This window comes from Streptococcus oralis subsp. oralis, from assembly GCF_000960035.1.
GTDB classification, from domain to species: domain Bacteria; phylum Bacillota; class Bacilli; order Lactobacillales; family Streptococcaceae; genus Streptococcus; species Streptococcus oralis_G.
On the sequence record NZ_JYGR01000005.1, the window covers coordinates 480,498 to 499,637 of the forward strand.

18 protein-coding genes are annotated in these 19,140 nt (G+C 41.2%); 16 read left to right on the forward strand and 2 right to left on the reverse strand.

Annotated elements, in window-relative coordinates:
* The first annotated feature begins 46 nt into the window (after nucleotides 1–46).
* From rpsA to TZ92_RS05515, 11 genes are all read left to right on the forward strand, one after another.
* Entirely contained in the window at nucleotides 47–1,249 is a 1,203-nt protein-coding gene (gene rpsA / locus TZ92_RS05465; protein WP_001001617.1) for a 30S ribosomal protein S1, read from the forward strand.
* 82 nt (nucleotides 1,250–1,331) lie between these two features.
* On the forward strand, nucleotides 1,332–1,829 hold the full coding sequence (locus TZ92_RS05470; RefSeq protein WP_033629596.1) for a GAF domain-containing protein: 498 nt from the start codon (nucleotides 1,332–1,334) through the stop codon (nucleotides 1,827–1,829).
* Nucleotides 1,829–3,487 (forward strand): DNA polymerase III subunit gamma/tau, encoded by a 1,659-nt coding sequence (gene dnaX, locus TZ92_RS05475; RefSeq protein WP_033629597.1) that lies wholly within the window; start codon nucleotides 1,829–1,831, stop codon nucleotides 3,485–3,487. Before TZ92_RS05470 ends, dnaX begins: the two co-directional genes overlap by 1 nt.
* A 27-nt stretch (nucleotides 3,488–3,514) precedes the next feature.
* A complete protein-coding gene (locus TZ92_RS05480; protein ID WP_033629598.1) occupies nucleotides 3,515–3,709 on the forward strand; it encodes a DUF3272 family protein in 195 nt (64 codons plus the stop codon).
* A gap of 152 nt (nucleotides 3,710–3,861) precedes the next feature.
* On the forward strand, nucleotides 3,862–4,632 hold the full coding sequence (gene sufC / locus TZ92_RS05485; RefSeq protein WP_000114489.1) for a Fe-S cluster assembly ATPase SufC: 771 nt from the start codon (nucleotides 3,862–3,864) through the stop codon (nucleotides 4,630–4,632).
* Nucleotides 4,633–4,659: 27 nt separating this feature from the next.
* Nucleotides 4,660–5,922: a Fe-S cluster assembly protein SufD gene (gene sufD, locus TZ92_RS05490; RefSeq protein ID WP_033629599.1), complete on the forward strand. Its 1,263-nt coding sequence runs from the start codon at nucleotides 4,660–4,662 to the stop codon at nucleotides 5,920–5,922.
* Between the two features lie 10 nt (nucleotides 5,923–5,932).
* On the forward strand, nucleotides 5,933–7,159 hold the full coding sequence (locus TZ92_RS05495) for a cysteine desulfurase (RefSeq protein ID WP_033629600.1): 1,227 nt from the start codon (nucleotides 5,933–5,935) through the stop codon (nucleotides 7,157–7,159).
* The gene (gene sufU, locus TZ92_RS05500; protein WP_001218478.1) at nucleotides 7,146–7,586 is read left to right on the forward strand and encodes a Fe-S cluster assembly sulfur transfer protein SufU; all 441 of its coding nucleotides are present in this window, start codon (nucleotides 7,146–7,148) and stop codon (nucleotides 7,584–7,586) included. Before TZ92_RS05495 ends, sufU begins: the two co-directional genes overlap by 14 nt.
* Nucleotides 7,587–7,643: 57 nt before the next feature.
* Nucleotides 7,644–9,056 carry a Fe-S cluster assembly protein SufB gene (gene sufB / locus TZ92_RS05505; RefSeq protein ID WP_000797056.1) on the forward strand — a complete coding sequence of 471 codons (1,413 nt, stop codon included), beginning with the start codon at nucleotides 7,644–7,646 and terminating at the stop codon, nucleotides 9,054–9,056.
* Between the two features lie 19 nt (nucleotides 9,057–9,075).
* The gene (locus TZ92_RS05510; protein ID WP_033629601.1) at nucleotides 9,076–9,645 is read left to right on the forward strand and encodes a hypothetical protein; all 570 of its coding nucleotides are present in this window, start codon (nucleotides 9,076–9,078) and stop codon (nucleotides 9,643–9,645) included.
* A 214-nt stretch (nucleotides 9,646–9,859) separates the two neighbouring features.
* Nucleotides 9,860–11,257: an APC family permease gene (locus TZ92_RS05515; protein ID WP_033629602.1), complete on the forward strand. Its 1,398-nt coding sequence runs from the start codon at nucleotides 9,860–9,862 to the stop codon at nucleotides 11,255–11,257.
* A gap of 22 nt (nucleotides 11,258–11,279) precedes the next feature.
* Here TZ92_RS05515 and TZ92_RS05520 read toward each other — a convergent pair whose 3' ends face one another.
* Nucleotides 11,280–12,128, reverse strand: a complete 849-nt coding sequence (locus TZ92_RS05520; RefSeq protein ID WP_033629603.1) for a YitT family protein — start codon at nucleotides 12,126–12,128, stop codon at nucleotides 11,280–11,282.
* Nucleotides 12,129–12,269: 141 nt separating this feature from the next.
* Between TZ92_RS05520 and TZ92_RS05525 the strand changes: the two genes are divergently transcribed.
* Nucleotides 12,270–13,106 carry a DegV family protein gene (locus TZ92_RS05525; RefSeq protein ID WP_033629604.1) on the forward strand — a complete coding sequence of 279 codons (837 nt, stop codon included), beginning with the start codon at nucleotides 12,270–12,272 and terminating at the stop codon, nucleotides 13,104–13,106.
* Between the two features lie 96 nt (nucleotides 13,107–13,202).
* On the forward strand, nucleotides 13,203–13,478 hold the full coding sequence (locus TZ92_RS05530) for an HU family DNA-binding protein (RefSeq protein WP_001284636.1): 276 nt from the start codon (nucleotides 13,203–13,205) through the stop codon (nucleotides 13,476–13,478).
* Nucleotides 13,479–13,609: 131 nt separating this feature from the next.
* Here the strand turns inward: TZ92_RS05530 and TZ92_RS05535 are convergent, their stop codons facing one another.
* Entirely contained in the window at nucleotides 13,610–14,596 is a 987-nt protein-coding gene (locus TZ92_RS05535; protein WP_000127489.1) for an L-lactate dehydrogenase, read from the reverse strand.
* A gap of 195 nt (nucleotides 14,597–14,791) precedes the next feature.
* Between TZ92_RS05535 and gyrA the strand changes: the two genes are divergently transcribed.
* From gyrA to TZ92_RS05550, 3 genes are all read left to right on the forward strand, one after another.
* Nucleotides 14,792–17,260, forward strand: a complete 2,469-nt coding sequence (gene gyrA, locus TZ92_RS05540) for a DNA gyrase subunit A (protein ID WP_033629605.1) — start codon at nucleotides 14,792–14,794, stop codon at nucleotides 17,258–17,260.
* Nucleotides 17,260–18,006: a class A sortase gene (locus tag TZ92_RS05545; protein ID WP_033629606.1), complete on the forward strand. Its 747-nt coding sequence runs from the start codon at nucleotides 17,260–17,262 to the stop codon at nucleotides 18,004–18,006. Before gyrA ends, TZ92_RS05545 begins: the two co-directional genes overlap by 1 nt.
* Before the next feature lie 200 nt (nucleotides 18,007–18,206).
* Complete coding sequence (locus TZ92_RS05550) at nucleotides 18,207–19,004, forward strand: formate/nitrite transporter family protein (RefSeq protein WP_000254772.1); 798 nt, start codon at nucleotides 18,207–18,209, stop codon at nucleotides 19,002–19,004.
* Nucleotides 19,005–19,140 lie beyond the last annotated feature (136 nt).

Here is a 19,140-nt window from a genome sequence, read left to right on the forward strand (position 1 = left end):
AAGTATGTCAAGTTTGGAAAAACTTGATTGTTGGAGGATTTTTTAGATGAACGAATTTGAAGATTTGCTAAATAGCGTTAGCCAAGTTGAGCCTGGTGATGTTGTTAGTGCTGAAGTATTGACAGTTGATGCGACTCAAGCTAACGTTGCAATCTCTGGGACTGGTGTTGAAGGTGTCTTGACTCTTCGCGAATTGACAAACGATCGCGATGCAGATATCAATGACTTTGTGAAAGTAGGAGAAGTATTGGATGTTCTTGTACTTCGTCAAGTAGTTGGTAAAGATACTGATACAGTTACATACCTTGTATCTAAAAAACGCCTTGAAGCTCGCAAAGCATGGGACAAACTTGTAGGACGCGAAGAAGAAGTTGTTACTGTTAAAGGAACTCGTGCCGTTAAAGGTGGACTTTCAGTAGAATTTGAAGGTGTTCGTGGATTTATCCCAGCTTCAATGTTGGATACTCGTTTCGTACGTAACACTGAGCGTTTCGTAGGTCAAGAATTTGATGCTAAAATCAAGGAAGTTGATCCTAAAGAAAACCGCTTCATCCTTTCACGTCGTGAAGTTGTTGAAGCAGCTACTGCAGCAGCTCGTGCTGAAGTATTCGGTAAATTGGCTGTTGGTGATGTAGTAACTGGTAAAGTTGCTCGTATCACTAGCTTTGGTGCTTTCATCGACCTTGGTGGTGTTGACGGATTGGTTCACTTGACTGAATTGTCACACGAACGTAACGTATCACCTAAATCAGTTGTAACTGTTGGTGAAGAAATCGAAGTGAAAATCCTTGATCTTAATGAAGAAGAAGGACGCGTATCACTTTCACTTAAAGCAACAACACCTGGACCATGGGATGGCGTTGAGCAAAAGTTGGCTAAAGGTGATGTAGTAGAAGGAACAGTTAAACGTTTGACTGACTTTGGTGCATTTGTTGAAGTGTTGCCAGGTATCGATGGACTTGTTCACGTATCACAAATTTCACACAAACGTATCGAAAATCCAAAAGAAGCTCTTACTGTTGGTCAAGAAGTTACTGTTAAAGTCCTTGATGTTAACGCTGACGCAGAACGTGTATCACTTTCTATCAAAGCTCTTGAAGAACGTCCAGCTCAAGAAGAAGGACAAAAAGAAGAAAAACGTGCTGCTCGTCCACGTCGTCCAAAACGTCAAGAAAAACGTGATTTCGAACTTCCAGAAACACAAACAGGATTCTCAATGGCTGACTTGTTCGGTGATATCGAACTTTAATCAAATTGATAATCACAAAATCCTTTGTTTAAAACAAGGGATTTTTCTTTTGTCTCTTTCCCATTTTTGATATAATAGTTCTATGTTAGATTCAGAAAAACAATCACAATATCAATTGTTAAATAAGGAACTCTCTTATTTACTTGAAGGTGAGAGCAATGTTCTTGCCAATCTTTCGAATGCTAGTGCCCTCCTAAAATCTCGCTTTCCCAATACTGTATTTGCAGGTTTTTATCTGTTTGATGGTAGCGAGTTGGTTTTGGGGCCTTTTCAGGGTGGCGTTTCGTGCATTCGCATCCCACTTGGGAAAGGTGTGTGTGGAGAAGCTGCTGAGTTCCAGGAGACTGTTTTAGTTGGCGATGTGAGTACCTATCCAAACTACATTTCTTGTGATAGTATGGCAAAGAGTGAAATCGTAGTTCCCATGCTTAAGAATGGTCGATTGCTAGGTGTCTTAGACCTGGATTCTTCACTTATTGATGATTACAATGCCATTGACCGTGATTACTTGGAACAATTTGTCGCTATTTTGCTTGAGAAGACAGAATGGGACTTTACGATGTTTGAGGAGAAAGCCTAATGTATCAAGCACTTTATCGAAAATATAGAAGTCAAACTTTTTCGCAACTAGTAGGTCAAGAAGTTGTGGCTAAAACCCTAAAACAAGCGGTCGAGCAGGAAAAGATTAGTCATGCATATCTTTTCTCGGGTCCTCGTGGAACTGGGAAGACCAGTGTAGCCAAGATTTTTGCCAAGGCCATGAACTGTCCGAACCAAGTGGACGGAGAACCATGTAATAGCTGCTATATCTGCCAAGCTGTGACAGAAGGTAGTTTAGAAGATGTTATCGAAATGGATGCAGCTTCGAATAACGGAGTCGATGAAATCCGTGAAATTCGTGATAAATCTACCTATGCTCCTAGCTTGGCTCGTTATAAGGTCTACATTATCGACGAAGTTCATATGCTGTCTACGGGAGCCTTTAATGCGCTTTTGAAGACTCTAGAGGAACCAACTCAGAATGTCGTCTTTATTTTGGCAACCACTGAATTGCACAAGATTCCTGCAACTATTTTATCGCGTGTCCAACGTTTTGAGTTTAAATCGATTCGAACGCAAGATATCACAGCACATATTCATCAGATTTTAGAAAAAGAGAATATCAGTTCTGAACCTGAGGCTGTGGAAATCATTGCTAGACGGGCTGAAGGTGGGATGCGGGATGCCTTGTCTATTCTGGACCAAGCTTTGAGTTTGACGCAAGGGAATGCTTTAACCACAGCTATCTCTGAGGAGATTACAGGTACCATTAGTCTATCAGCACTTGATAACTATGTAGCTGCCTTGTCTCAGCAGGATGTTCCAAAAGCGCTTGATGCTTTGAATCTTTTGTTTGAAAATGGCAAGAGCATGACTCGTTTTGTGACGGATCTCTTGCAGTATTTGCGGGATCTACTGGTTGTTCAGACAGGTGGCGAAAATACTCATCATAGTCCAGTTTTTATGGACAATCTAGCTCTTTCTCAGGAAAGTCTCTTTGAAATGATTCGAATAGCGACTGTGAGTTTGGCGGATATGAAAGTTAGCCTGCAACCTAAGATTTATGCTGAGATGATGACCATTCGTTTAGCTGAGATCAAGCCTGAATCGGCGCTTTCAGGAGCTGTCGAGGGTGAAATTTCTGCACTGAGACAGGAAGTCGCTCGTCTCAAGCAAGAACTTGCTAATGTTGGAACGGTGCCTAAACAAGTGGCGCCAGTCCCTAGCCGTCCAGCCACTTCCAAGACAGTCTATCGAGTAGACCGTAATAAAGTTCAGACTATTCTGCAAGAAGCTGTTGAAAATCCTGAATTAGCACGGCAAAACTTGATTCGTCTCCAGAATGCGTGGGGAGAAGTGATTGAAAGCTTAGCTGGACCTGATAAGGCTCTTCTCGTAGGTTCTCAACCAGTTGCGGCAAACGAACACCATGCTATTTTAGCCTTTGAGTCTAATTTCAATGCTGGGCAAACCATGAAACGTGATAATCTCAATACCATGTTTGGCAATATTCTCAGCCAGGCAGCTGGATTTTCACCTGAAATTCTGGCTATTTCCCTAGAGGAATGGAAAGAGGTTCGAGCAGCATTTTCAGCTAAAAACAAGTCTTCTCAAGCAGATCAAGAGGTAGAAGAAGAAAGTCTGATTCCAGAGGGATTTGAATTTCTGGCTGATAAAGTCATGGTCGAAGAAGACTAAAAGTGGATTTCATGGTACAATAATTCTATGACTAGACAACAATTTATCGTGATAGCACTATTTACTGCTGCTGAGACTTATTTCTTCAATGAAGCTTGGATGACGAGTCGCTATTTCATGGCAGCATTTTGGGCTATTCTACTTTTTCGAAATTTTAGGTTAAGTTATGTAATGGGTAAAATAGTAGACGCCATTGATCAGCACCTAAACCGCAAGGATTAGCCTCCAGCTTCTAAACAAAATCAAAGCCTTTTAGGCTTTTTTTTGTTATACTAGTAGAGTATATTTATGGACCTTTTCTTCTATTTTTTAGAGAAATGTAAGTGATTTCTTTAAGGGTAAAGGAAGTAGGCCAGAAAAAGAAAGGAACTATCATGTCAGTATTAGAGATCAAAGATCTTCACGTTGAAATTGAAGGAAAAGAAATTTTGAAAGGGGTCAATCTGACTCTGAAAACAGGAGAAATCGCAGCTATCATGGGACCAAATGGTACTGGTAAATCGACTCTTTCTGCCGCTATTATGGGGAACCCTAACTATGAGGTTACAAAAGGGGAAGTCTTGTTTGATGGTGTAAATATCCTTGAGTTAGAAGTGGACGAGCGTGCGCGTATGGGACTTTTCCTTGCTATGCAATACCCATCTGAAATTCCTGGAATTACCAATGCTGAATTTCTTCGTGCAGCTATGAATGCTGGTAAAGAAGATGATGAAAAAATTTCAGTTCGTGAGTTCATCACTAAACTAGACGAGAAAATGGAATTGCTCAACATGAAAGAAGAAATGGCAGAGCGTTACCTCAACGAAGGTTTCTCTGGTGGTGAGAAAAAACGCAATGAAATTCTTCAACTTTTGATGTTGGAACCAACTTTTGCTCTTTTGGATGAGATTGACTCAGGTCTTGATATTGATGCCCTTAAAGTAGTATCGAAAGGTGTCAATGCTATGCGTGGCGAAGGTTTTGGTGCTATGATTATCACTCACTACCAACGTCTTTTGAACTACATTACACCAGACGTGGTACACGTGATGATGGAAGGTCGTGTGGTCCTTTCTGGTGGCCCAGAATTGGCTGCCCGTTTGGAACGTGAAGGATACGCAAAACTAGCTGAAGAACTTGGCTACGACTACAAGGAAGAATTGTAATTCCCTCGTATCTTTTAGGAGAAGTAAATGACTAAAGAGAATATTAAACTTTTTTCAGAAATGCACGCTGAACCAAGCTGGTTGGCTGACCTCCGTCAAAAAGCTTTTGATAAGATTGAGAGTTTGGAATTACCAGTTATTGAGCGTGTCAAATTTCACCGTTGGAATCTGGGAGATGGAACCATCACAGAAAGTGAACCTTTAGCAAATGTTCCTGACTTCACGGCTCTAGATAATCACTTGAAGTTGGTGCAAGTAGGAACGCAGACTGTTTTTGAACAAACTCCAGTTGAATTGGCTGAACAAGGAGTAGTCTTTACAGACTTCCACTCAGCTTTAGAAGAAATTCCAGAACTTATCGAGGAATTCTTCATGTCATCTGTGAAGTATGACGATGACAAGTTGGCAGCCTACCACACGGCTTACTTTAACAGTGGTGCTGTTCTCTACATTCCTGATAATGTTGAGATTGCTGAACCAATCGAAGGAATTTTCTACCAAGACAGCGATAGCGATGTGCCATTTAACAAGCATATCCTCATCATCGCTGGTAAGAACAGTAAGATTAGTTATCTTGAACGTTTAGAGTCGCGTGGTGAAGTTAGTGCCAAAGCAACTGCCAATATCACAGTCGAAGTGATTGCTCGTTCTGGTGCGCAAGTGAAATTTGCTGCCATTGACCGTTTAGGTGAAAATGTTACGGCCTACATTAGCCGCCGTGGTAAACTAGGCAACGATGCAAGCATTGACTGGGCAATCGGTGTCATGAACGAAGGAAATGTCGTTGCGGACTTTGATAGCGACTTGATTGGAAATGGTAGCCATGCTGACCTTAAAGTCGTAGCTCTTTCAAGTGGCCGTCAGGTGCAAGGGATTGACACTCGAGTGACTAACTACGGATGTAACTCAATCGGAAATATCCTCCAACATGGGGTTATCCTTGAAAAAGCGACCTTGACCTTCAATGGTATTGGGCACATTATCAAAGGCGCTAAGGGAGCAGATGCGCAGCAAGAGAGTCGTGTTCTTATGCTTTCAGACCAAGCACGTTCAGATGCCAACCCAATTCTTTTGATTGATGAAAATGACGTAACTGCAGGTCACGCGGCCTCTATCGGTCAGGTGGATCCAGAAGATATGTACTACCTCATGAGCCGTGGCTTGGATAAGGCAACTGCAGAACGTTTGGTTGTTCGTGGTTTCCTTGGTTCCGTTATCGTTGAGATTCCAGTCAAGGAAGTTCGTGATGAAATGATTGCAACCATCGAAGAAAAATTGTCAAAACGCTAAGGGGAAGCCTATGTTAGATGTAGAAGCGATTCGTAAGGATTTTCCAATTTTAGACCAGATTGTCAATGATGAACCTTTGGTCTATCTGGACAATGCTGCGACGACACAAAAACCACTAGCAGTTCTGGAAGCCATTAAACGCTACTATGAGCAGGACAATGCCAATGTTCACCGTGGTGTTCATACCTTGGCTGAGCGAGCAACAGCTTCTTATGAAGCCGCTCGTGAGACCATTCGTAAGTTTATCAATGCAAGCTCTACAAAGGAAGTTCTCTTTACCAGAGGAACGACAACCAGTCTTAACTGGGTAGCGCATTATGCTGAGGAAGTCTTGACTGAGGGAGACCAGGTTTTGATTTCTGTTATGGAACACCATTCCAATATCATTCCTTGGCAGGAGGTCTGCTGCAAGACTGGGGCAGAGCTTGTCTATGTTTATCTCAAGGATGGAGCTCTGGATATGGATGACTTGCGAGCTAAATTGACTGATAAAGTCAAGTTTGTCTCCCTAGCTCACGCCTCAAATGTTCTTGGTGTGGTCAATCCTATCAAAGAAATCACTCAATTAGCCCACCAAGTTGGAGCTATTATGGTGGTGGATGGTGCTCAATCTACACCTCATATGAAGATTGATGTCCAGGATTTGGATGTGGACTTCTTTGCCTTTTCAGGTCACAAGATGGCTGGTCCGACTGGTATCGGTGTCCTTTACGGCAAAGAGAAGTATCTGGAGCAAATGTCTCCAATTGAATTTGGCGGTGAGATGATTGATTTCGTCTATGAGCAATCTGCTAGTTGGAAGGAATTGCCTTGGAAATTTGAGGCTGGAACGCCAAATATGGCAGGTGCTATCGGACTTGCTGCAGCAGTGGATTATCTGGAAAAGATTGGTATGGATGCCATTGAATCTCATGAACAGGAATTGATTGCATACGTCTTTCCAAAATTGCAGGAAATTGAAGGGTTAACCATTTATGGTTCGCAAGACCTGGCTCAACGTTCAGGTGTCATTGCCTTTAACCTAGGGGATCTTCATCCCCATGACCTAGCTACAGCACTTGATTATGAAGGAGTAGCAGTTCGAGCCGGTCACCATTGCGCCCAACCTTTGCTCCAATATTTGGAAGTCCCAGCAACAGCTCGCGCAAGTTTTTATATCTACAATACCAAGGCAGATTGCGACAAACTAGTAGATGCCCTACAAAAGACAAAGGAGTTTTTCAATGGCACTTTCTAAACTAGATAGCCTTTATATGGCAGTGGTGGCAGACCATTCGAAAAATCCACATCACCAAGGGAAGCTGGAAGATGCTGAGCAAATTAGCCTCAATAATCCAACCTGTGGGGATGTTATCAACCTCTCTGTCAAGTTTGACGCAGAGGACCGTTTGGAAGATATTGCTTTTCTAAATTCAGGATGCACGATTTCAACTGCCTCTGCTAGTATGATGACAGATGCAGTTTTAGGCAAGACCAAACAAGAAATTTTAGAGCTTGCAACCATTTTTTCTGAAATGGTTCAAGGGCAAAAAGATGAGCGTCAAGACCAACTTGGCGATGCAGCTTTCTTATCAGGTGTTGCTAAATTTCCGCAACGGATCAAATGTGCAACCCTGGCTTGGAATGCCCTTAAGAAAACAATTGAAGATCAAGAAAAACAGTAAGACAAGTTTCTTTTGTCTTACGAATCAGTAGAAATGAAGAATGAAAGAAAGGATATTATGGCTGAAGAAAGAGTAGAACCAAAACCAATTGACCTTGGTGAATATAAATTTGGTTTCCATGACGATGTAGAGCCTGTCCTATCGACAGGAAAAGGATTGAACGAAGAAGTCATTCGCGAATTATCAGCTGCTAAGGGAGAACCTGAGTGGATGTTAGAATTCCGTTTGAAGTCTTATGAAACCTTCAAAAAAATGCCTATGCAAACCTGGGGAGCAGACTTGTCAGAGATTGACTTTGATGACTTGATCTATTACCAAAAACCATCTGATAAACCAGCCCGTTCTTGGGATGATGTACCTGAAAAGATTAAAGAAACCTTTGAACGTATCGGTATTCCAGAAGCTGAACGTGCTTATCTAGCAGGTGCCTCTGCCCAGTATGAGTCAGAAGTGGTTTACCATAACATGAAGGAAGAGTTCCAGAAATTGGGTATTATCTTTACAGATACGGATTCTGCCCTCAAGGAATACCCAGACTTGTTTAAACAATACTTCGCTAAGTTGGTACCACCGACTGATAACAAGTTGGCGGCCCTCAACTCAGCAGTATGGTCGGGTGGAACCTTTATCTACGTGCCAAAAGGTGTCAAGGTAGATATTCCACTTCAAACCTACTTCCGTATCAACAACGAAAATACAGGTCAGTTCGAACGTACCTTGATTATCGTTGATGAGGGAGCAAGCGTCCACTACGTAGAAGGATGTACAGCACCAACATATTCTAGCAACAGCTTGCACGCTGCCATTGTAGAAATTTTCGCTTTAGACGGAGCTTATATGCGTTATACAACCATCCAAAACTGGTCTGATAATGTCTATAACTTGGTAACAAAACGTGCCAAAGCATTGAAAGATGCGACTGTTGAGTGGATTGATGGTAACTTGGGTGCCAAAACAACCATGAAATACCCATCTGTTTACCTAGATGGGGAAGGGGCCCGTGGTACCATGCTTTCGATTGCCTTTGCTAATGCTGGTCAACACCAAGATACGGGTGCCAAGATGATTCACAATGCTCCACACACAAGCTCGTCTATCGTGTCTAAATCCATCGCTAAAGGCGGAGGTAAGGTTGACTACCGTGGACAAGTGACTTTCAACAAGAACTCTAAGAAATCTGTTTCTCACATCGAGTGTGATACCATTATCATGGATGACTTATCAGCGTCAGATACCATCCCATTCAATGAAATTCACAACTCGCAAGTTGCATTGGAACACGAAGCCAAGGTATCTAAGATTTCAGAAGAACAACTATACTACCTCATGAGTCGTGGTTTGTCAGAATCTGAAGCTACTGAGATGATTGTAATGGGATTTGTCGAACCCTTCACTAAAGAGCTTCCAATGGAATATGCAGTTGAGCTGAACCGCTTGATTAGCTATGAAATGGAAGGATCTGTCGGATAAAACCCAAAAGGAGAAGCAAATGGGATTCTTAAAAAAATTATTTGGTAATGTTGAAAAAGCGAATAAAGGCGAAATTTCTGCCGAGGAAATTGTTCCACCGTTTACAAATGATCTAGCAGAAGAAGCAGATGATTATTGGCGACAAATGGAACAAAACCTCTTGATAAACGCTGTAAAAGCTGCTGGTGGTCCTGAGGCGGTAGAACGTGCTTTTGTTCTTGCTAATTTCAAAGAAAATCAAGAAACCTTTGAGCTCTTTTATCAGGTAAATGGTCAACTTCTTTCATGGAGAGAGATGGATGCGACTGTTGTTGATAAAATCAGCAATCAACTCCTTCCGCAAGCGGCAGAAGTAGCGCGTGCAGTAAATGAAAATTATGAAGAGGCAGATGTACCAGTAATCCAGTACGCTATGCTTCAGTTTGAAACTGCAACCATGGCTTGGTTTGGTCGGAAGCTGACAACAGCTTCTCCAGAGGCACAACTGACTTGTGAAGAATTGGTATCTGGTTGGCGCGCTATTTTGGAACAAGAAGTTCCAAATCGTTCTTTAGATAGTGACCGTCCGTTCCCTTACTTTGAAGTTTAAAAAATCCCAAATCCCTAAAAAACTTTCAATGGAGTATACTGTTGAGTCTACTCGCTTGATAGGTAACAAATTGAAAGAATCAGTGGGTAAAAATGCAAATTCTGAACAGGAATCCTTTCTGTTCAGAATTTTTTTCAAAAAAGAAGCTAATAAATATTCACAAAACTGCTTTTATATGGTAAAATAAAACAATTACATTTAGTGGAGATGAAGTATGAATATTTTTAGAACCAAGGATGTTAGTCTGAGACAGACAGAGATGCACCGCCATTTGAAATTGTGGGATTTGATTCTATTAGGAATCGGTGCCATGGTGGGGACAGGGATTTTCACCATTACAGGAACAGCAGCGGCTACCCTAGCTGGTCCATCACTAGTGATTTCCATTGTGATTTCTGCCCTGTGTGTTTCTTTATCAGCCCTCTTTTTCGCAGAATTTGCCTCTCGTGTTCCTGCAACTGGTGGTGCTTATAGTTACCTCTATGCGATTCTAGGAGAATTGCCAGCTTGGATTGCTGGCTGGTTGACCATTATGGAATTCATGACGGCTGTTTCAGGTGTGGCGTCTGGCTGGGCTGCTTACTTTAAGGGATTGCTCAGTAATTATGGTATCTCCATGCCCCAATCCTTGAATGGAACCTTTAATCCTGGACAAGGAACCTATATTGATCTTCTGCCTATTTTAGTACTAACATTGGTAACGGGATTGGTTTTATTAAATTCCAAGGCAGCCTTACGCTTTAATTCGCTTTTAGTGGTCTTGAAATTCTCAGCTCTCGCCTTATTTATCCTAGTTGGTATTTGGTACATCAAGCCAGAAAATTGGACGAATTTTGCTCCATTTGGTTTTGGTCAACTATATGGTGGAAGTACTGGGATTATGGCTGGTGCATCTTTGATGTTCTTTGGTTTTCTCGGATTTGAGTCTATTTCCATGGCAGTTGATGAAATTCAAAGCCCGCAAAAAAATATTCCTCGCGGAATTGTGCTTTCTCTGACAATCGTCACCATTCTCTATGCTTTGGTAACCTTAGTATTGACAGGGATTGTTCACTACAGTAAGCTTAATGTGGACGATGCAGTAGCATTTTCATTACGGAGTATTGGTATCGGCTGGGCGGCAAATTATGTTTCGCTTGTAGCCATTCTAACCCTGATAACCGTATGTATCTCCATGACTTATGCTTTGTCTCGGATGATTTATAGCTTAGCACGTGATGGACTTTTACCTCAAAGTTTCAAACAATTAAGCAAGACTAGTCGCGTTCCTAAAAATGCGACCCTCTTAACAGGAGTTGCTTCAGCCATTGCTGCAGGAGTCTTTCCTCTAGCCAGTATTGCAGCCTTCTTAAATATCTGTACGCTAGCTTATCTCATTTTGCTAGCCTATGGAATAATAAAACTCAGAAAGGATAAGGGTATGCCAAAAGAGGGAGAGTTTAAAACTCCCTTGGTGCCACTTTTGCCAATTCTTTCCATTCTTATCTGTGTTTCCTTTATGCTTCAATATAGTCTAGATACTTGGATTGCCTTTGGTATCGCTCTTCTAGTTGGTCTAGTCATTTACTTTACTTACGGGTTCCGCCATTCAACCCTCGCAGAAGAAGAATAAAAGCTGGGAATTCCCAGCTTTTTTAATCTTTCACATAAGTAAATCCTTCACCCAGAATTTCATGAGCCTCAGTGATGGTGATAAAGGCTTGAGGATCGATTTTGTGAATCATTTCTTTCATTTTTACGATTTCGTTCCGACCGACGATACAGTAGATAATTTTTAAATCCTTTTTGCTGTAGTAGCCTTGCCCAGATATAAAGGTAACGCCACGTCCGAGTTCATCGTTTATCTCTTTGGCCAATTGATCAGGATATTGGGTAATAATCATAAATCCTTTACCAGCATAACCTCCTTCGCCGATCAAGTCGATAACACGAGCGATGATAAAGTCAAATAAGAGGGTATAGGTAACTAGACGAAGGTCCTGGAAGATAATCAAAATCAACATTAGGATAAAAAAGTCAATCCCAAAGAGCAATTTACCAATCGAAATATTGGTGTATTTGTTGAGGATACGGGCAACGATATCAGAGCCACCAGTGGTTCCACCAGCATTAAAGATAATTCCTAAACCAACCCCTAGTAAGACACCTGAGACTAAAGCGACAATGATGAGATCCCCTTGCAAGTCGATGTGCAAAGGAATGCGCTCAAAGATTGCTAGCCAAACGGAAAGTGAAATAGATCCTAGAAGGCTGGAGTAGAGGGTCTTAGGTCCAAATATCTTCCAAGCCAGGGTAAATAAAGGGATATTAATCAAGAGGTTCATCAATGAGACAGGAATCTTAAAGAGATAGTAGGTAATCAAGGTAATACCTGTCGCCCCACCCTCAAATAAATGATAAGGAACAACAAAGTAGGTAAGACCGAAGGCATAGATAGCAGCTCCCAAAATAATGGTAATAATCGGTTGAAGTTTTCGAATCATAGCTGTTCCTCACTTTTCTATAGATAGATTATACCAAAAATTCAGTTCTTTTCATCGGATCACTTATGATTTTTTATCATTTTTTTGATATAATAAAGGAGAAAATCCCAATCCTATCGAGAAGAATAGAAAGATTGAATTATGACACAAGTAAAAATTGTAACGGACTCTTCTGTTACTATCGAACCAGAAGTAGTTAAAGAATTAAATATCACCGTTGTTCCTCTATCAGTTATGATTGATAGTGTGCTTTATTCGGATGCAGATTTGAAAGAGGGAGAATTCCTTCATCTTATGCAACAAAGTAAGAATCTGCCTAAAACAAGCCAGCCCCCTGTAGGAGTGTTTGCTGAGGTCTTTGAAGAACTAGGTAAAGATGGCAGTCAAATTATCGCCATTCACATGTCCCATGCCTTGTCTGGAACTGTGGAAGCTGCTCGCCAAGGGGCAAGTCTCTCAACTGCTGATGTAACAGTTATTGATAGTTCCTTTACAGATCAAGCGATGAAGTTCCAAGTTGTTGAAGCCGCAAAACTTGCTAAAGAAGGTAAAGATTTAGAAACGATCTTAGCTCATGTAGAGGACGTCAAAAATCATACAGAACTCTATATCGGTGTTTCGACGCTAGAAAACTTAGTTAAGGGTGGTCGTATTGGACGTGTGACAGGATTACTAAGCTCACTCTTGAATATTCGTGTAGTAATGCAGATGAAAAACCACGAACTCCAACCTATTGCCAAAGGACGTGGAGCGAAAACGTTCAAAAAGTGGCTTGAGGAATTAACCAATACTCTTTCCAAAAAATCAGTTGCAGAGATTGGCATTTCCTACGCTGGAACGAACGAATGGGCGAATGAGATGAAGGCATTATTGCAACCTTATGTTGAGAAGCCAATCTCTGTATTGGAAACTGGCTCTATTATTCAAACTCATACTGGAGAGAATGCTTGGGCAATTCTAATTCGCTACAATTCCTAAAAAAATAGTCAAAATAGTGTTTTTGACTTGACCTATAGCCGATTTTAGGATATGATTATATTTGTTAATTAGAAATTATTTGGAGGATTTGTTAACATGGCAAACAAACAAGATTTGATCGCTAAAGTAGCAGAAGCTACAGAATTGACTAAGAAAGATTCAGCAGCAGCAGTTGACGCTGTATTTGCAGCAGTAACTGAATACCTTGCAGCTGGTGAAAAAGTTCAATTGATCGGTTTCGGTAACTTTGAAGTTCGTGAGCGTGCTGCACGTAAAGGTCGCAACCCACAAACTGGTAAAGAAATCAAAATCGCAGCTTCTAAAGTTCCAGCATTCAAAGCTGGTAAAGCTCTTAAAGACGCTGTTAAATAATGAATTTTCAAAAAGCCTATTGTATCAAGCTTCATTGCTTGGTCGATAGGCTTTTTTTGTTTATTTGAAAAGTTGAGTTATGATTCTGTGCAAAAAGAAAAAGGTTCCCATGTTTGAGAACCTTCTTTTCATTAGTTTTTAGAAGCTGCTTGGAATTCAGGGTTTTTCCATGCTTCATCAATGATAGCTTGCAATTCTTTAGCTGATGCTTGCATTTTTTGAGTTTCAGCATCGTTCAATGGGATGTTAACTGGACGAACGATACCGTGTGCACCAACGATAGCAGGTTGACCGATAAAGACATTTTCAACACCGTATTGACCTTCTTGGAATACAGAAAGTGGTAGCACCGCATTTTCATCGTCAAGGATAGCACGAGTGATACGAGCAAGGGCAACGGCGATACCGTAATAAGTAGCACCTTTTTTGTTGATGATTGAGTAAGCTGCATCACGAACTGAGATGAAGAGTTCAACAAGGTCAGCTTCATTCAAGTCACGGTTAGCTTGCAACCATTGTTCCAATTTAACACCGGCAACGTTAGCGTGTGACCAAACAGCAAACTCAGAGTCACCGTGTTCACCCATGATGTAGGCGTGAACTGAACGTGCATCAACACCGATAGTTTCAGCAAGTGCTTGACGGAAACGAGCTGAGTCAAGTGAAGTACCTGAACCGATAACGCGTTCTTTAGGGAAACCTGAGAATTTCCATGTTGAGTATGTCAAGACGTCAACTGGGTTAGCAGCAACAAGGAAGATACCGTCAAATCCAGATGCAACAACTTGTTCAACAATTGATTTGTTGATTGCCAAGTTTTTACCTACAAGGTCAAGACGAGTTTCACCTGGTTTTTGTGGAGCACCAGCAGTGATAACTACAAGGTCTGCATCCGCACAGTCTTCGTACTTAGCTGCATAGATTTTTTTAGGTGAAGTAAAAGCTAGCGCGTGGCTAAGGTCTTCAGCATCACCAACTGCTTTTTCAAACAATTGAGGAATTTCAATGATACCAAGTTCTTGTGCAATTCCTTGTGTTACGAGGGCAAAAGCGTAAGATGAACCTACGGCACCGTCACCGACAAGGATCACTTTTTTGTGTTGTTTAGTTGCTGTCATTTGTCTAAACATCTCCTTTATTTTATTAAGGGGGAACCCCCATTTGATTTCATTCTATCACTTTTGCTAAGCTTTGTCACGGATATACCTTCGGGATAAGTATGTAAACGTTTTAGTGGTTTCAGAAGGCTGAAATGAAGGACGAATTATGGTATAATATATCTAATTACTAATAGTGAAATGAGGCATTTATGAATGCAGGATAGAAATTTAGTGAATGTCAATTTGACAAAGGAGATGAAGACCAGCTTTATCGACTACGCCATGAGCGTTATCGTTGCGCGGGCCCTTCCTGATGTTCGAGATGGCTTAAAACCTGTTCACCGTCGTATTCTTTATGGAATGAATGAACTAGGTGTTACACCAGACAAACCTCATAAAAAGTCAGCCCGTATTACAGGGGATGTTATGGGTAAATACCACCCACACGGAGATTCCTCTATTTACGAAGCCATGGTTCGTATGGCCCAGTGGTGGAGTTACCGTTACATGCTTGTTGATGGGCATGGAAACTTTGGTTCTATGGACGGGGACGGTGCTGCCGCGCAGCGGTACACTGAGGCACGTATGAGCAAGATTGCTCTTGAAATGCTTCGTGATATCAACAAAAACACAGTTGATTTCGTAGATAACTACGATGCTAACGAACGTGAACCCTTGGTTTTGCCTGCTCGTTTTCCAAACCTTTTGGTCAATGGAGCAACGGGTATCGCTGTTGGGATGGCAACCAATATTCCACCTCACAACTTGGGTGAAACAATTGATGCAGTGAAGTTGGTTATGGATAATCCTGAAGTGACGACTAAGGACTTGATGGAAGTCTTGCCTGGTCCAGATTTTCCGACTGGTGCTCTTGTTATGGGGAAATCAGGTATTCATAAGGCTTATGAGACTGGTAAAGGTTCCATTGTCCTTCGTTCTCGTACAGAGATTGAAACCACTAAGACGGGTCGTGAGCGTATCGTTGTAACGGAATTCCCTTATATGGTTAATAAAACCAAGGTACATGAGCATATTGTTCGCTTGGTTCAGGAAAAACGAATTGAGGGCATTACAGCCGTACGTGATGAGTCCAACCGTGAAGGCGTTCGCTTTGTAATCGAGGTTAAACGCGACGCGTCTGCTAACGTTATCCTTAACAACCTCTTCAAGATGACCCAGATGCAAACCAACTTTGGTTTCAACATGTTGGCGATTGAAAATGGTGTGCCAAAAATCTTGTCCCTTCGTCAAATTTTGGATGCTTATATCGAGCACCAAAAAGAAGTGGTTGTTCGCCGTACTCGTTTTGACAAGGAAAAAGCAGAAGCGCGTGCGCACATCTTAGAAGGTCTTTTAATCGCTCTGGATCACATTGATGAAGTGATTCGTATTATCCGTGCTAGTGAAACGGATGCGGAAGCCCAAGCTGAATTGATGAGTAAGTTCAAGCTTTCTGAACGTCAAAGTCAAGCTATCCTTGATATGCGTCTTCGTCGTTTGACAGGATTGGAACGTGATAAGATTCAATCTGAATATGATGAGTTGATTGCCTTGATTGCAGATTTGGCTGATATTCTTGCCAAACCTGAGCGCGTGGCTCAAATTATTAAAGAGGAATTGGACGAAGTCAAACGCAAGTTTGGTGACAAGCGTCGTACGGAGTTGATGATCGGAGAAGTCTTAACTCTTGAAGATGAAGATTTGATTGAAGAAACGGATGTCTTGATTACCCTTTCTAATAAGGGCTATATCAAACGTTTGGACCAAGGTGAGTTCATCGCACAAAAACGTGGTGGCCGTGGAGTTCAAGGTACGGGAGTTAAGGATGATGACTTTGTGCGTGAGTTGGTTTCAACCAGCACCCACGATCATTTGCTTTTCTTTACTAATAAAGGACGCGTATACCGACTAAAAGGTTATGAAATCCCAGAATACGGTCGTACAGCCAAGGGCTTGCCAGTTGTCAATCTTTTGAAGTTGGACGAAGGTGAGAGTATTCAGACCATCATCAACGTTGAGTCTGAACGTAGTGATGACGCGTATCTCTTCTTCACAACTCGTCACGGTGTCGTAAAGAGAACCAGTGTCAAAGAATTTGCAAATATTCGTCAAAATGGACTTAAGGCCTTGAATCTCAAGGATGAGGATGAGTTGATCAATGTCTTGCTGACAGAAGAAGATACGGATATTATCATTGGTACCAAGTTTGGTTATGCTGTTCGCTTTAATCAATCAGCTGTTCGTGGCATGAGCCGTATCGCGACTGGTGTTCGAGGAGTCAATCTTCGTGAGGGTGACACAGTAGTTGGCGCTAGCGTGATTACAAACCAAGACGAAGTTCTTATCATCACTGAAAAAGGATATGGTAAACGTACACTGGCTACTGAATATCCTACTAAAGGCCGTGGTGGTAAAGGGATGAAGACTGCTAATGTTGCTGAGAAGAATGGTCCTCTGGCAGGTCTCCTCACTGTTAAGGGTGATGAAGACCTGATGATTATCACAGATACAGGTGTCATGATCCGTACAAACGTTGCCAATATTTCACAAACGGGACGCTCAACTATGGGAGTTAAGGTGATGCGTCTAGATCAGGATGCTAAGATTGTGACCTTTACAACGGTTGCTGCGGCAGAGAAAGAAGAAGTTGGGACTGAAATTGAAACAGAAGGTGAAGCATAATGTCTCATAAAAAAACGAATAATAAGAAGAATAAACGCAGAAATCTATTTATTAATATTTTAGCAGGTTTCTTAATTCTTTTATCGCTAGCTTTAATTTTTAATTCAAAGATTCGTGATCTCTTTTTGGTCTGGAATACCAATAAATACCAAGTCAATCAAGTCACTAAGGAAAATATAGATGAAAATCTAAAAACCGAAGGGAATTTTGATTTTGACTCTGTTAAGTCTATTTCATCTGAAGCTGTATTGGCTTCACAATGGGATGCTCAGAAACTTCCCGTTATTGGAGGTATTGCTATTCCTGAAGTAGAAATCAACCTGCCTATTTTTAAAGGATTGGACAATGTAAACTTGTTCTACGGAGCAGGGACCATGAAACGCGATCAAAAAATGGGAGAAGGCAACTATTCTCTAGCCAGTCACCATATCTTTACTGCTGAAAATGCGAGCCAGATGCTCTTCTCGCCATTGGTCAATGCCAAGGCAGGTATGAAGATTTATCTGACGGATAAGGACAAGGTTTATACCTACGAGATTACGGAAGTTAAACGTGTCACACCAGACCGAGTGGATGAAGTCGAAGACCGTGATGGAGTGAAAGAAATTACCTTGGTAACCTGTGTAGACTACGATGAAACCGAACGAATTATTGTGAAAGGTATTTTTAAAGAATCAAAAGCTTATTCGGATACATCTGAAGATATTTTGAAGGCCTTTAATCAACCGTATAGACAACGTTATTAAGAATGAATGAACCAGTGAAGTGCTATTTCACTGGTTTTTTATGTCAACAAAATAGGATCAAAATAGTTCGTATGAAAAAGGACAGGAAGGTCTTAGGATAAAGATTTTTAAGATAAATATTTTAGAATTTCACAGAAAACGCTTTCTAGAAAACAAGAATTATGTTATAATTATCACAAATAAAAGTTTAGGAGTTTTTTATGGTCTCTTCAGAATTTATTTCAAAGATTGAATTTGCTTGCAAGAAGAAAGAAAGTCTTTATAGCCAAAGTAAGTTTAAGTATGCGATTCGTTCCATGTTTGCAGGTGCCTTTTTAACATTTAGTACGGCTGCAGGTGCAGTTGGGGCTGACTTGATTAATAAGATTGCTCCAGGTAGTGGACGTTTTCTCTTCCCATTTGTTTTTGCTTGGGGATTAGCCTACATTGTTTTCTTGAATGCTGAGCTGGTAACTTCGAATATGATGTTTTTAACAGCTGGTAGTTTCTTGAAAAAAATCTCTTGGAGAAAAACAGCTGAGATTTTACTTTACTGTACCTTGTTCAACCTCATCGGAGCTTTGATAGCAGGTTGGGGCTTTGCCCACTCAGCAGCCTTTGCAAATCTAACACATGATAGCTTCATTTCAGGGGTTGTAGAGATGAAGTTAGGCCGTTCCAATGAGTTAGTCCTACTTGAAGGTATTTTAGCCAATATCTTTGTAAACATTGCCATTCTTTCATTCGTTTTGGTGAAAGACGGTGGCGCCAAACTTTGGCTTGTCTTATCAGCGATTTACATGTTTGTATTCTTAACAAACGAACACATTGCTGCGAACTTTGCTTCTTTTGCGATTGTTAAGTTTAGTGTTGCAGCAGATTCAATTGCTAACTTTGACATACCTAATATTCTTCGTCACTGGGGTGTAACCTTTGTCGGAAACTTTATCGGTGGGGGTCTCTTGATGGGCTTGCCATACGCTTTCCTCAACAAAAATGAAGATACTTATGTCGATTAAAGAAATGAGCACGAGTTAATCGTGCTTTTTTGTTTGATGTGTAAGACCAGTCATAGTTGTTCCTTATATCAAAATATAGAAAAACGGTATTGGAAAAGACTAGCACAAGATGATACAATATCCCTAATGAAGCTAT

Coding starts and splice junctions, on each gene's coding strand:
- rpsA (WP_001001617.1), top strand. CDS start 47: ATGAACGAATTTGAAGATTTGCTAAATAGCGTTAGCCAAGTTGAGCCT.
- TZ92_RS05470 (WP_033629596.1), top strand. CDS start 1,332: ATGTTAGATTCAGAAAAACAATCACAATATCAATTGTTAAATAAGGAA.
- dnaX (WP_033629597.1), top strand. CDS start 1,829: ATGTATCAAGCACTTTATCGAAAATATAGAAGTCAAACTTTTTCGCAA.
- TZ92_RS05480 (WP_033629598.1), top strand. CDS start 3,515: ATGACTAGACAACAATTTATCGTGATAGCACTATTTACTGCTGCTGAG.
- sufC (WP_000114489.1), top strand. CDS start 3,862: ATGTCAGTATTAGAGATCAAAGATCTTCACGTTGAAATTGAAGGAAAA.
- sufD (WP_033629599.1), top strand. CDS start 4,660: ATGACTAAAGAGAATATTAAACTTTTTTCAGAAATGCACGCTGAACCA.
- TZ92_RS05495 (WP_033629600.1), top strand. CDS start 5,933: ATGTTAGATGTAGAAGCGATTCGTAAGGATTTTCCAATTTTAGACCAG.
- sufU (WP_001218478.1), top strand. CDS start 7,146: ATGGCACTTTCTAAACTAGATAGCCTTTATATGGCAGTGGTGGCAGAC.
- sufB (WP_000797056.1), top strand. CDS start 7,644: ATGGCTGAAGAAAGAGTAGAACCAAAACCAATTGACCTTGGTGAATAT.
- TZ92_RS05510 (WP_033629601.1), top strand. CDS start 9,076: ATGGGATTCTTAAAAAAATTATTTGGTAATGTTGAAAAAGCGAATAAA.
- TZ92_RS05515 (WP_033629602.1), top strand. CDS start 9,860: ATGAATATTTTTAGAACCAAGGATGTTAGTCTGAGACAGACAGAGATG.
- TZ92_RS05520 (WP_033629603.1), bottom strand. CDS start 12,128: ATGATTCGAAAACTTCAACCGATTATTACCATTATTTTGGGAGCTGCT.
- TZ92_RS05525 (WP_033629604.1), top strand. CDS start 12,270: ATGACACAAGTAAAAATTGTAACGGACTCTTCTGTTACTATCGAACCA.
- TZ92_RS05530 (WP_001284636.1), top strand. CDS start 13,203: ATGGCAAACAAACAAGATTTGATCGCTAAAGTAGCAGAAGCTACAGAA.
- TZ92_RS05535 (WP_000127489.1), bottom strand. CDS start 14,596: ATGACAGCAACTAAACAACACAAAAAAGTGATCCTTGTCGGTGACGGT.
- gyrA (WP_033629605.1), top strand. CDS start 14,792: ATGCAGGATAGAAATTTAGTGAATGTCAATTTGACAAAGGAGATGAAG.
- TZ92_RS05545 (WP_033629606.1), top strand. CDS start 17,260: ATGTCTCATAAAAAAACGAATAATAAGAAGAATAAACGCAGAAATCTA.
- TZ92_RS05550 (WP_000254772.1), top strand. CDS start 18,207: ATGGTCTCTTCAGAATTTATTTCAAAGATTGAATTTGCTTGCAAGAAG.